The organism is Roseixanthobacter glucoisosaccharinicivorans (assembly GCF_043195095.2).
Lineage (GTDB): Bacteria > Pseudomonadota > Alphaproteobacteria > Rhizobiales > Xanthobacteraceae > NCEH01.
In genome coordinates, this window is record NZ_CM195538.1 from 4,308,207 (window position 1) to 4,320,699 (window position 12,493).

The following is a 12,493-nucleotide window of genomic DNA, read 5'->3' on the forward strand; positions in this document are numbered from 1 at the left end:
TCCTAGTCCCGCCGCCCCTGGACCATAGATATTCGATGACCACAGACCGATACAACGCGCGCGACGCCGAACCCCGTTGGCAGAAGATTTGGAAGGACCGCGGCATCTTCCGCACGCGGAACGACGATCCGCGTCCCAAATTCTTCGTGATGGAGATGTTCCCCTATCCGTCGGGCCGCATCCATATCGGCCACGGGCGCAATTATGTGATGGGCGACGTGCTCGCGCGCACCAAGCGCATGCAGGGCTTCAACGTGCTCCATCCCATGGGCTGGGATGCCTTCGGCCTGCCGGCGGAGAATGCCGCCATCGAGCGCGGCATCCATCCCAAGGCCTGGACCTACGAGAACATCGCCTCCATGAAGGAGCAGCTGCAGCTGCTCGGCCTGTCGCTCGACTGGAACCGCGAGATCGCCACCTGCGATCCCTCCTATTATGTCGAGCAGCAGCGCATCTTCCTCGACTTCTTCGACAAGGGCCTCGCCTATCGCAAGGAGAGCGAGGTCAATTGGGACCCCATCGACAACACCGTGCTCGCCAATGAGCAGGTGATCGACGGGCGCGGCTGGCGCTCCGGCGCGGTGGTGGAGCGACGCAAGCTCTCCCAATGGTTCTTCCGCATCACCGATTTCGCCCAGGACCTGCTGGACGCCATCGACACGCTGGACCGCTGGCCGGACCGCGTGCGCCTCATGCAGCGCAACTGGATCGGCCGTTCGGAAGGCCTCGAAGTGCTGTTCGAGCTGTCCAAGGCCCATCACCGGGAGAAGATCCCGGCCGGCACGGCTGCGGTGAAGGTCTATACCACCCGCCCCGACACGCTGTTCGGCGCGTCCTTCCTGGCGCTCTCGCCCGACCATCCGCTCACGGCGGCGCTGGCGGCGAAGGACGAGGCGCTCGCCGCCTTCATCGTCGCCTGCAAGAAGGGCGGCACCACCGCCGAGGCCATCGAGACCCAGGAGAAGATGGGCTACGACACCGGCCTGAAGGTGGTGCATCCCCTGGATGCCAGCCGCACCGTGCCGGTCTATGTGGCCAATTTCGTGCTGATGGACTACGGCACCGGCGCCATCTTCGGCTGCCCGGCGCACGACCAGCGCGACCTCGACTTCGCCCGCAAATACGGCCTCACCGTCACCCCCGTGGTGCTGCCGCCGGACGCCGACCCCGCAACCTTCGCGGTGCAGGACCTCGCCTATGACGGCGAGGGCACGCTGTTCAATTCCCAGTTCCTCGACGGCATGGGCGTGGACGCGGCGAAGGAAGCGGTCGCCCGCCAGCTCGAGCGGTTCCGCATCGGCGACGAGCCGCAGGGTAAAAGGCAGGTGAATTTCCGCCTGCGCGACTGGGGCATCTCGCGTCAGCGCTATTGGGGCTGCCCGATCCCGGTCATCCATTGCGAGACCTGCGGCCCCGTGGGCGTGCCGCGCGAGCAATTGCCCGTGACGCTGCCGGACGATGTCACCTTCGACATGCCCGGCAATCCGCTGGACCGCGCCAAGGCCTGGCGCAACGTGCCCTGCCCCAAGTGCGGCGCGCCGGCGAAGCGCGAGACCGACACCATGGACACCTTCGTGGATTCGTCCTGGTATTTCCTGCGCTACGCCAGCGACGACCCGTCGAAGCCCCTCGACAAGGACGCGGTGCGCCACTGGCTGCCGGTGGACCAATATATCGGCGGCATCGAGCACGCGATCCTGCATCTGCTCTATTCGCGCTTCTTTACCCGCGCGCTCAACGCCTGCGGCCGCGTGGACATCAAGGAGCCGTTCGCCGGCCTGTTCACCCAGGGCATGATCGTCCACGAGACCTATAAGGACAAAGCCGGCCGCTGGCTGTTCCCGGAGGAGGTGAAGCTCCTCGGCACCGGCAAGGCGGTGAAGATCGACACCGGCGAGGACGTGGTGGTCGGCCCGCCGGAGAAGATGTCCAAGTCCAAGCGCAATGTGGTGGCCCCCGAAGTGGTGGCCGACACCTATGGCGTGGATTGCGCCCGCTGGTTCATGCTCGCCGACACCCCGCCCGAGCGCGACAGCGAATGGACCCAGTCCGGCATCGAGGGCGCGTGGCGCTTCGTGCAGCGGGTGTGGCGCCTGGTGCACGAGGGAATCGCCCTCGGCGCGCCGGCCGATGCACCGCGCCCGGAGAGCTTCGGCGCGGAAGCCACCGCTTTGCGCCGCGCCTCCCATGCTTTGGTCGCCACGGTCGCCGAGGATGTGGAGCGCCTGCGCTTCAACGTGGCGGTCGCCCATGTGCACGAGTTCGCCAATGCGTTCGGCCAGGCGATCGCCGGCGTGCGCGCCGGCGAAGTGGCGCCGGACATGGCGTTCGCCTTGCGCGAGGCGGCCGAGATGCTGGTGCGCACCATCGCCCCCATGACGCCCCATCTGGCGGAGGAATGCTGGGCCGCGCTCGGCCACGCGGGCCTGGTTGCCGAGGCCGCATGGCCGCAGGTGGACCCGGCGCTGCTGGTTGAAAACACCATCACGCTGCCGATCCAGATCAACGGCCGCAAGCGCGACGACATCATCGTCCCGCGCGAGGCGACGCCGGCGGAGATCGAAGCCGCCGTGCTCGCCCTTGAAACCGTGCAGCGCGCCCTCGACGGGCGGCCGCCGAAGCGTATCATCGTGGTTCCACAGAGGATCGTGAATGTTGTCGCCTGACCGCGCCGCGCTGCTCGCCCGCCTCGGCCTCGTGTGCGCCCTCTCCGGGGCGCTCGCCGGCTGTTTCCAGCCCATGTATGCGGCGAACTCGACCGTCGCCGGGCCTGCCCTGCAGGAGCGGCTCCAGGACATCGAGATCGTCAAGATCAACGGGCGCATCGGCAACGATCTGCGCAACGACCTGATCTACAATCTCACCGGCGGCGCGGGAAATCCCGCCAACGCGCCGTACAAGATGTTCATCACGGTCCGCTCGTCCAGCTCGTTCGCCATCGTCGACACCCAGTCCGGCCTGCCGGAAGCCAAGACCTTCCGCGTGGAAGGCGAATGGAAGCTGGTGCGCGCGGGCGAGGAGACCAAGCCGCCGATCGCTTCCGGCAAGGCGGCCGCCGCCGTCTCCACCGACGTCAGCGAACAGCGCTTCGCCAATTACAGCGCCGCCCGCGACGCGGAGAGCCGTGCCTCCCAGGTGGTCGCGGACCAGATCAAGGTGCAGCTGGCGGCCTTCTTCATCAAGAACCCGACCGGCACGCCCGCGCCCGGCGGCCCCCCGACCGGCAGCCCGCCGGTTGCGCCGCCGCCGGCAGCTGCTCCGGCAACGCCGGCCGCCGCCCCGGCTACCACTCCGGCGCGCTGACCCATGGTCGCGGTGCGCGCGGGCGAGGCCGACGCCGCCCTCGCCCGCCGCGATCCCAAGCGCCCGGTGGTGCTGATCTACGGCCCCGACATGGGGCTGGTGCGCGAGCGCGCGGCCGGCCTCGTGCGCCGCGCCGTGCCCGATGCGAGCGACCCGTTCGCCGTGGTGCGGCTCGACGGCGACGACCTCTCCTCCGATCCGCGCCGCCTCATGGACGAGACGCGCACCATCGGCCTGTTCGGCGGGCAGCGCGTGGTGTGGGTGCGCGCCGGCAGCCGAAACCTTGTGCCCGCGCTCGAACCGGTGCTCTCCGAACCCTGCGACGCCTTGGTGGTGGTGGAAGCGGGCGACCTCAAGAAGGGCGCGCCGCTGCGCTCCTTGTGCGAGGGCGCGCCGAACGCGCTCGCCATTCCCTGCTATGCCGACGGCGAGCGCGACCTGATGCGCCTCGTCGATACCATGCTGGGCGAAGCGGGCCTGCCAATCGACCGCGACGCGCGCGACCTGCTGGTCTCCCTCATCGGCGGCGATCGCCTGGCCTCGCGCGGCGAGATCGAGAAGCTCGCGCTCTACGCCAAGGGCAACGGGCGCGTGACCCTGGACGATGTGCGGGTGATCGTGGGCGATGCCTCGGCCCTCGCCATGGACGATGTGGTGGACGCAGCGCTGGCCGGCCAGCCGGCGCAGACCGCCACCGCCCTCGCCAAGGCCTGGGGCGCGGCGACGCGGCCCGATGCCATTCTCGGCGCGCTGCTGCGGGCGCTCATGGCACTCCACCAGATGGCGCTGGCGGTGGAGGCCGGCAGCAGCATCGAGCGGGTGATCGACCAGGCCCGTCCAGCCGTGCATTTCTCCCGCAAGCCGCTGGTGGACAAGGCCTTGCGCGCCTTCACGCCGGAGCGCTGCCTGCGCGCCATCCTCACCGTGGACGAAGCCATTCTCGCCTGCCGGCGCACTGCCGCCATGGCCCAGCCGATCACCGAGCGGGTGCTGTTGAACCTCGCCGTGCGCCGAAGGGACGCCGCCTGACGGCGCGGCTCAGCGCGCGAGCACGGCATCCAGCCAGTCAAACATCTCGCGATTGAAAAGCGCGCGGGCGCCGCCCTCGCAATGGGCCGCCGCGCCCTCCTCCGCCTTGAAGAGCGCCAGCCGCTTGGTGCAGGCGAGATGCTCGAACAGGCTTTCCGCCGAGGCGCCGATGGCGTCGCCCTGCGCCTTGCAGACCATGGTGGGGCAGGCGATCTCCCGCGCGCGGCCTTCCAGGGTGTAGGTGGCGATGGACTGCACATAATCCCACGGCGTCTCAACGCCGTTGACGAGCAGGCCGCGCCGCAGGCCCCAACCCTTGGTGGGGTGGCGCATCATGCGTTCCATCATGCGGCTCAGCACCCGGCGGGTGAGGGGATTGCCCTTCGGCAGGCCACGCCCGAGCCAGCGCGGCAGGCGCGCCCGCATCTCGTCCAGCAGCGCATATTGGCCGGGATCGACCACCAGAGCGGCCAGGCGCGGCTCGCCGCTGGCGCCGCGCGCCGCCAGATGACCGCCGAGGCTGAGGCCGTAGAGCGCGATGCGCTCAGGATCCACCCCCGGCTGGGCGAGAACGAAATCCACCACCGGCCGCAGCACGTTTTCCCAATCCGGCCGCAAATATAGGCCTTGCTTGAACAGCGCCTCGCCCTGCCCCGGCCCGTCATAGAGCAGCACGTTATAGCCGCGCTCCAGCGCCGCCGCGCCGCTGAAGAAATAATTCTCCTCCGCCGTGCCGTCATAGCCCCCGGTGACGATCAGCGTCGCGCGCGGCGTGTCGTCCGCCGACGGGCGCAGGAACAGGCCGTGGAGGCTCGTGTCCTCGAACGGAATGCGCACGCTTTCCACCGGATGCGCCATCAGCGCGCAAGCGCGGGCAAAGGCTTCGGCCTGGCGCTCATAGGCCTTGACCGCGCGGGGATCGAGAGGCGCCGCCAGAAGGAACAGGGCCGAGGCACGGAAATAATTGGCGGCGCGCAAAAAGGCCTGGCGCGCGCTGGTGCCCCGGCCGGCGGCGAGGCTCGCCTGGCCGGCGTCATAGAGCCGTTCGGCCAGCGCATTCCATTCGCCATACCAGCGCTCGGTGTCGCCCTGCGGAATGCGGGCGGCGAGCGCCAGGCATTCGCCGATATCGGCGCCGCCGTAATACGTGTGGCCGAGCGTGCGCAGGAACTGGGCCTCAAACAGATCGTCCTTGAACCACAGCCCCATGGCGCGTGTCTCCCGCCCCGTCAAACGCAGCTTCATAGCAACATATCAGACACAAGCGCGCTGTCGCGATGCGAAGGCTTCGCCATTGGGAATGAGGGGCGTCGGCAAAACAGCACAGTGCTGCGCCACTGCATGGCTGGCCATACCGCAGCGCACTTGCTGCGGCGCATCAATTTGATCAAAGTCAAATCTTACGCTTCGCCCGGCCCCTCTCAGCGCGGACGTTCCCATGCCCTTGTCGCTCCTGTCCCTCGCCGTCGCCGCCTTCGGCATCGGCACCACGGAATTCGTGGTGATGGGCCTTCTGCCCGACGTGGCGCGCGACCTCGGCGTCACCATTCCCCAGGCCGGGCTTCTGGTGACCGGCTATGCGCTCGGCGTGGTGGTGGGCGCGCCGCTGCTCGCCATCCTCACCGCGAACTGGCCGCGTAAGACCACGCTGGTGGGGCTGATGGCGGTGTTCATCGGCGGCAACATATTGTGCGCGCTCTCGCCCAGCTATGGCCTGCTGATGGGCGCGCGCATCGTCACCGCCTTCTGCCATGCCGCCTTCTTCGGCATCGGCTCGGTGGTCGCCTCCGACCTCGTACCGCGCCACAAGCGGGCACAGGCGATCGCCCTGATGTTCGCGGGCCTCACCATCGCCAATGTGCTCGGGGTTCCGGCGGGCACGGCGCTCGGCCAATGGCTCGGCTGGCGCTCCACCTTCTTTGCGGTGGCGGTCATCGGGGCCGCAGCGCTCGCCGCCTTGGTGGTGCTGCTGCCGCGCGGCCTGCCCATGAAGAGCGGCCGCATCCTCAGCGAATTCCGCGTGCTGGGCGATGTCCAGGTGGCGCTGGCGATGCTCATCAGCGTGCTGTGCTCGGCCAGCCTGTTCAGCGTCTTCACTTATATCTCGCCCCTGCTGGCACAGGTGACCGGGCTTTCCGCGAACGCCATCACCGGCGCCCTGCTGCTGTTCGGTGTGGGGCTCACCGCCGGCAACATGCTGGGCGGCAAGCTTGCGGACTGGCGGCTGATGCCCTCGCTCATCGGGACCTTGGTGGCGCTGATCGCGGTGCTGGTGGTCTTCGTGCCCGCGAGCACCTTGCCCGCGCCCGCGCTCGCTGTGCTCACGGTGTGGGGCGTGCTCGCCTTCGCGCTGGTGCCGCTGCTGCAATTGCGCGTGGTGGACACCGCCGCCTCGGCGCCGAACCTTGCCTCCACCCTCAACCAGGGCGCCTTCAACCTCGGCAATGCGGCCGGCGCCTGGATCGGCGCCATCGCCATCACCCACGGCCTTCCTTATCAGAACCTGCCGTTCGTGGGCATTGCGCTGGCGTGCGCGGCGCTCTGCCTCGGGCTTGTCTCCCAGCGGCTGGACGCTCGCGCGCAGCGGCAGGAGGCTCGCGCGCAACCGGTCGCGGCCGAGGGCTGCTGAGGGAGCGTTAACCTTCCGCACAAGCTGTGCCGGCACGAGAGGTGCCGGGCGGGGCGCGTTTACCACTCGGCAAAGGAGCATCCCCTAGCGTCGGAACCAAGGACGGCATCTCACACCGTCTGAGACAGCCGCGCGGGACAGCGCGGACGAGGGTGCGCGATGAAGCTCTTGCTGGCCCGCTTCGTAAGGGAAGAACACGGCTCGACGGCCCTGGAATACGGGCTGATCGCCGCCGGGCTGTCCATTGCCATCGTCACCGTGCTGACCCAGATCGGCCTCACCCTGGCGCGCCTGAAGGCCGGCGCCGCAGCGGCGGGAAATTGAGCGGCGTGGTGCTTTTTCCGCTCGACCATCTGCTGGTGCTCGGGCTGTTTCCGGCGGCCCTGGCGGTGGCGATCGCCACCGATCTGTCGCGCCGCATCATCCCCAATCTCATCATCCTCGCCCTCGCCGGCGGCTTTGCCGTGCTCGCCGCCTCGGGACGGGTGGGCGACCTGCCGCTGCGGGCGATGCTGGCGGCCGGCGTGCTGGCGGCCGGCTTCTGCCTGTTCGCCCATGATCTGATCGGCGCGGGCGACGCCAAGCTCGCCGCCGCGCTGGCGCTGTGGCTCGATCCCTCCCAATTGCCGGCCTTCGCCCTGATCTGCGGCGTGTTCGGCGCGCTTCTGGTGGGCGGTGTCACGCTGTGGGCGCGGCGCGGATGGCGCGGATTCGCGGTGGCCGGAAGCCTGCCCTACGGAGTGGCGCTTGCCGGCGCCGGGCTGGCGCTGTTCCCAAGCTCCAGCCTGATGACCGCCCTGGTCTGACCCGCCGCGCGCCGGGCCGCCGATTTTCCGTCGAGCATTTCTTAAATCGTTTCAACCCCTTGACGCGCAACGCCCACGACCGCGCCGCCCGCCCCCGCGCGATGCCCCCTCGACAGCGGACGGCGGGTGGGGTTCAAAGGCGGCTCGGTTGAGAGAGACACATCATGAGCCTTCCAAGCCCGCTCCCCTTCGTCGCCCGCGCGCCCGTCATCCCGGTGGTGGTGATCGAGCGCCTGGAAGATGCCGTGCCGCTCGCCCGCGCCCTGGTGCAGGGCGGCCTGCCGCTGATCGAAGTGACGCTGCGCACGCCGGTGGCGCTGGAAGCCATCCGCCATATCGTGCGCGACGTGGAGGGTGCGCTCGCTGGCGCCGGGACGGTGACCGACCAGGCGCAGGTGGAAGCTTCCATCGAGGCCGGCGCGGCCTATCTGGTGAGCCCGGGCACGACGCCCCGTTTCGCCGAATCCCTGGCCCAGGCGCCGGTGCCCGTGCTGCCCGGCTGCGCCACCACGAGCGAAGCCATGGTGCTCTCCGGCCTCGGCTTCGAGGTGCTGAAATTCTTCCCCGCCGAGGCTTCGGGTGGCGTCGCTTTCCTGAAATCCGTCGCCGGGCCGCTGCCGCATCTGCGCTTCTGCCCCACCGGCGGCATCGGGCCGGCCAATGTGGCGAACTATCTCGCGCTGCCGAACGTGGTGGCGGTGGGCGGCTCCTGGGTGGTGCCGGCCGATTTGATCCGCGCCCGCGATTTCACCGCCATCCGCGATCTCGCCAGCGTCGCCGCCGCCTTGCCGCGCGCGGCGAAGTTCGGCTGAGGCTGGTTCTGCCGCAATAAAGCAGGGCGCCTGGAGCGCCCCGCCGCTCAATGCGCGGACACGCCCTCTTGCGCCGTCCGCGGGATGATGGCGCCGCGATGCAGGATCACCGTGCCGGCGAGGCGGTGGCCGGCGCGCGCCGCCTCTTCCGCGCTGGCGCCCTTCAGGCGGGCGGCGAGATAGGCGGCGTTGAAGCTGTCGCCCGCCCCCGTGGTGTCCACGGGCCGCACTTCGCGCTCCACCGGCACCTCGACGATGCGGCCCTCGGCATAGACCAGCGCGCCGCCGGCGCCGTTCTTCACCACCACTTCGCTCACCCCATAGGTGGTCATGCGCTCGATGGTGGCGTGCGGCGAGGCATCGCCCCAGAGCGCCGCCTCGTCCTCGAAGGTGGGCATGGCGATGGAGGCGCGTTTCAGCGCCTCAGCGAACACCAGGCGGGCGCGCGCGACGTCGCCACCCCAGCCGCGCGGACGATAATTGCCGTCGAACACGCGCCAGGCGCCGCGCTCGCCCGCCATCTCCAGCGCGGCGAGGAACCGGCCGAGCCCGACATTGGAATAGAGCGACAAGGTGATGCCGGAGAAATAGGTTGCGCGCGCATCCACGAGGATCTCGGCGACGCCCTGCCAGCCCTCGAATTCGAACAGCGAACGGGCGGGGGCGGTGTCGCGCCAATAATGGAAGGTGCGCTCGCCCCGGTCGTCGGTGGTGATGAGATAGAGCCCCGGCACCCGCCCCTTGGCGATCAGCACCGCATCGCGCTCAACGCCCTCTGTGGCGGCAAGGTCGAGGATCTGGGCGGAATAGGCATCGTCGCCGAGTGCGGTGGCATAAGCGGTCTCGATGCCCGCACGGGCCAGGTAAACGGCGGTGTTGAAGGTATCGCCGCCGAAGGCAAGGCCGAACCGGCCGTCATTGCCGCGCGCCAGTTCCACCATCACTTCGCCCACGCAAACCACTTTGGCCATTGTACTTCCTCGAACGCTTTCCGCCCGCACCTTTGGCGAAAGGCAGGGGGTGGCGCAAGTCTAATGGATTTAAGCGGAGGGATGGCTGCCCCCTCACCCCAACCCTCTCCCCGGCGGGGAGAGGGGGCATTCTCTCAACCGACCGACGATCTGACTTTCTGGAAACCTCACCTCTCCCCGACGGGGAGAGGTCGACCGCGCAGCGGGCGGGTGAGGGGGACCCTCGGCAGGAACGTGCCCGGCCCCGTTCTCCAGCCGCGCCCCCTCACCCCAGCCCTTTCCCCGGCGGGGAGAGGGGGTTTTCACTCTGGAAGCTCGCCCGGCTAATCCAGCGGCCGCGCCACAGCGGTCAGCCAGGTGGCGGGGCGGGTGCCGATATTCTCCACCACGACGGCGGGCACGGGGGCGGCGGGCGGCGGCACCTCGCCATAGCGGCGGCGCAGATCCTCCGCCCGGCGCTCGTTATTGGCGATCAGGCACAAGGCCCGCTGCTCGAAATTGCCGATGCCGCGCGGCCCCTCGAACGGCGCGACGCTCTGGCAATCGAAATTGCGGTACATGCCGTAGCGGATCTGCGCCTCGTCGAGCAGCAGGCGCCAGCGGTTGCGTTGCGAGGGCAGAAGGTCCGAGCGTGCCTCGATCACCGCGAAAGCATTGGCAAGCGCCGCTTCCATCCCCTTCTCGGACACCTGGATGGCATCGTAGAGGCAGCGATTATACTCGCGGGCCAGCACCTCGCCGCTGCGGCAGCGGGGGGCGGCGGCCCAGGGCTCCGCCGCCATCGTCTTCGGCGCCGGTACCGGCGGCTGGGCGTGCGCCGGCGCGCTCGGTGCGCCGAGCAGGAGCGCCGCCGCCAGCACAAGAGAGGCCGCCCCAGCCTGCCCCGGCGCGACGGGCGCCCGGGCACGGCCGGCAAACATTCTGCGGGCGAAGGCGCGGCGTATCATTCCCCCTCCGCCCGCCGGCCGCTCACGCGACCTGCCACTCAGGCTACTTGCCGCTGCGCCAGGAAGGCCGCGATGCGGCCAAGGGCGGCGCGGATGTTCTCGGCCGAATTGGCATAGGACAGCCGCAGATAGCCTTCGCCATAGACGCCGAAATCCGGCCCGCCGATCACCGCCACGCCCGCGTCCTCCAGCAAAGCGGAGGCGAGCGCCTTGGCCGAGGTCCACCCTGTGCCGGCGATGTTCGGGAAGGCATAGAAGGCGCCACCCGGCGTCGCGCAGGAGATGCCCGGCAGCGCGTTCAGCCCCTCCACCACGATGTGGCGGCGGCGGTCGAACTCCGCGACCATGGCATGCACCGCGTCCTGTGGCCCCTGAAGCGCGGCGATGCCGGCATATTGGGTCGCGGCATTGACGCAGCTCCAGGCGTTCACGGAGAGCTTGCGCACCTGCTCGTACAGGCCCTTCGGCCAGATGGAATAGCCGAGCCGCCAGCCGGTCATAGCATAGGTCTTGGACCAGCCGTTGAGCAGGATCAGCCGGTCGCGGATGTCCGGATAGGCGAGCAGGGTCTGGTGGGTTTCCCCATCGAACACGAAATGATCGTAGATCTCGTCCGACATGATCGCCACATGGGGATGGGCGGCGAGGCCCTTCACCAGCTTGTCGATCTCCGCCTTGGGCGTGACGCCGCCGGTCGGGTTGGCGGGGGAATTGATGATCAAAAGCCGCGTCTTAGGCGTGATGAGCGCCAGCGTCTCCTCGGCCGAGAAGGCGAAGGCATTCGATTCGCGGATCGGCACGGGAACCGGGGTCGCGCCGGTATGCTCGATCATCGAGCGGTAGATGGGGAAGCCGGGATCGGGATAGAGGATTTCCGCGCCCGGCTCGCCGAACAGGCGGATCGCCGCATACATGGTGACCTTGCCGCCGGGCACGATCATCACAAGGCCGGGATCCACGTCCACGCCGTAGCGCTTGTGGAGATCGCCCGCCACCGCCTCGCGCAGCGGCGCGATGCCCACCGAGGGCGTATAGCCGTGCTGCCCGTCGCGCAGCGCCTTGATGGCGGCCTCGACGACATGCTCGGGGGTGCGGAAATCGGGCTGGCCGATGCCGAGATTGATGATGTCGCGGCCCTGGCTCGCGAGCGTGGTGGCGCGCGCCAGCACGGCGAACGCATTTTCCTCGCCGATCCGGTCGAAGGCGGCGACGGTTTTCAACATGGGGTCTCTCCCTCGGGCTCCCGGCGGCGCCAGGAACCCCTTGCTGCTTCCTCGGGTTGTTCCCCGGGGCCGGACGGGGCTCGTCCTCTCGCCACAGGGCTTGAGCGCACCGATAGCACCAATGAGCAAAAAGGAGAATTTCCATGGCTAACCGTCTCGACGGACGCAGGATCGCAGTCCTGGTCGCCAACGGCTTCGAGAATGTGGAGCTGACCGAACCGGTGAAGGCCCTCAAGGCCGCCGGCGCCGACGTGAAAATCGTCAGCCCGGAGAAGGGTGAGGTGCAGGGCGTCAATCACGACAAGCCCGCCGACCGCATCAAGGTGGATGTCGCGCTCGACCAGGCCGACGCGAAAAACTTCGACGCCTTGCTGCTGCCGGGCGGGGTCATGAACCCCGACGCGCTGCGCATCAATGACAAGGCGCTCGCCTTCACGCGCGCCTTCTTCGCCGATCACAAACCCGTGGCCGCCATCTGCCACGGCCCGCAGGTGCTGATCTCGGCCGGGCTGGTGAAGGGGCGGTCGATGACCGGCTACAAGGCGATCCATGTGGATCTCGCCAATGCCGGGGCGAAGGTGGAGGACAAATCGGTGATGGTGGACCAGGGCCTCGTCACCAGCCGCAACCCGAAGGATATTCCCGACTTCAACGCCAAGATGATCGAGGAATTCGCCGAGGGGAAACACGGCCGCCAGCGCGCGGCGTGACGATGCCTGCCTGAATGAAACCGCCCCATGCGCGGCGCTTCGCCCCCGGCCGCCCGGCCGGGG

Annotated in this window: 12 protein-coding genes; 8 read left to right on the forward strand and 4 right to left on the reverse strand. The window is 69.0% G+C overall.

Annotated elements, in window-relative coordinates; genetic code table 11:
- Window positions 1-35: 35 nt before the first annotated feature.
- Genes leuS through holA form a run of 3 tightly spaced genes read left to right on the forward strand, consistent with a single transcriptional unit; the run spans window position 36 to window position 4,332 of the window.
- Window positions 36-2,666, forward strand: coding sequence for a leucine--tRNA ligase (gene leuS / locus V5F78_RS19965; RefSeq protein ID WP_394070468.1), 2,631 nt, complete (start codon window positions 36-38; stop codon window positions 2,664-2,666).
- Window positions 2,653-3,303: a hypothetical protein gene (locus V5F78_RS19970; RefSeq protein WP_394070470.1), complete on the forward strand. Its 651-nt coding sequence runs from the start codon at window positions 2,653-2,655 to the stop codon at window positions 3,301-3,303. The genes leuS and V5F78_RS19970 overlap by 14 nt, the downstream gene beginning before the upstream one ends.
- A gap of 3 nt (window positions 3,304-3,306) precedes the next feature.
- Window positions 3,307-4,332, forward strand: coding sequence for a DNA polymerase III subunit delta (holA, locus tag V5F78_RS19975; protein WP_394070472.1), 1,026 nt, complete (start codon window positions 3,307-3,309; stop codon window positions 4,330-4,332).
- A 9-nt stretch (window positions 4,333-4,341) separates the two neighbouring features.
- Here holA and V5F78_RS19980 read toward each other — a convergent pair whose 3' ends face one another.
- Complete coding sequence (locus tag V5F78_RS19980; protein WP_394070474.1) at window positions 4,342-5,577, reverse strand: alpha/beta hydrolase; 1,236 nt, start codon at window positions 5,575-5,577, stop codon at window positions 4,342-4,344.
- A gap of 193 nt (window positions 5,578-5,770) precedes the next feature.
- Between V5F78_RS19980 and V5F78_RS19985 the strand changes: the two genes are divergently transcribed.
- The 4 genes from V5F78_RS19985 to eda all read left to right on the forward strand — a co-directional run bounded on the left by V5F78_RS19985 (window position 5,771) and on the right by eda (window position 8,579).
- Complete coding sequence (locus V5F78_RS19985) at window positions 5,771-6,961, forward strand: MFS transporter (RefSeq protein ID WP_394070476.1); 1,191 nt, start codon at window positions 5,771-5,773, stop codon at window positions 6,959-6,961.
- A 159-nt stretch (window positions 6,962-7,120) separates the two neighbouring features.
- A complete protein-coding gene (locus tag V5F78_RS19990; RefSeq protein WP_348845587.1) occupies window positions 7,121-7,285 on the forward strand; it encodes a Flp family type IVb pilin in 165 nt (54 codons plus the stop codon).
- 5 nt (window positions 7,286-7,290) lie between these two features.
- Window positions 7,291-7,767, forward strand: a complete 477-nt coding sequence (locus V5F78_RS19995) for a prepilin peptidase (protein WP_394070478.1) — start codon at window positions 7,291-7,293, stop codon at window positions 7,765-7,767.
- A gap of 164 nt (window positions 7,768-7,931) precedes the next feature.
- Window positions 7,932-8,579 carry a bifunctional 4-hydroxy-2-oxoglutarate aldolase/2-dehydro-3-deoxy-phosphogluconate aldolase gene (gene eda, locus V5F78_RS20000; RefSeq protein WP_394070479.1) on the forward strand — a complete coding sequence of 216 codons (648 nt, stop codon included), beginning with the start codon at window positions 7,932-7,934 and terminating at the stop codon, window positions 8,577-8,579.
- Between the two features lie 47 nt (window positions 8,580-8,626).
- On the opposite strand, the gene V5F78_RS20005 is transcribed toward eda, so the two are convergent.
- From V5F78_RS20005 to V5F78_RS20015, 3 genes are all read right to left on the reverse strand, one after another.
- Window positions 8,627-9,550: a sugar kinase gene (locus V5F78_RS20005; protein ID WP_394070481.1), complete on the reverse strand. Its 924-nt coding sequence runs from the start codon at window positions 9,548-9,550 to the stop codon at window positions 8,627-8,629.
- 323 nt (window positions 9,551-9,873) lie between these two features.
- A complete protein-coding gene (locus tag V5F78_RS20010; protein WP_394070483.1) occupies window positions 9,874-10,497 on the reverse strand; it encodes a lysozyme inhibitor LprI family protein in 624 nt (207 codons plus the stop codon).
- Window positions 10,498-10,535: 38 nt separating this feature from the next.
- On the reverse strand, window positions 10,536-11,720 hold the full coding sequence (locus V5F78_RS20015; RefSeq protein ID WP_394070485.1) for a pyridoxal phosphate-dependent aminotransferase: 1,185 nt from the start codon (window positions 11,718-11,720) through the stop codon (window positions 10,536-10,538).
- Window positions 11,721-11,863: 143 nt separating this feature from the next.
- Between V5F78_RS20015 and V5F78_RS20020 the strand changes: the two genes are divergently transcribed.
- Window positions 11,864-12,430, forward strand: a complete 567-nt coding sequence (locus V5F78_RS20020) for a type 1 glutamine amidotransferase domain-containing protein (RefSeq protein ID WP_394070487.1) — start codon at window positions 11,864-11,866, stop codon at window positions 12,428-12,430.
- Window positions 12,431-12,493 lie beyond the last annotated feature (63 nt).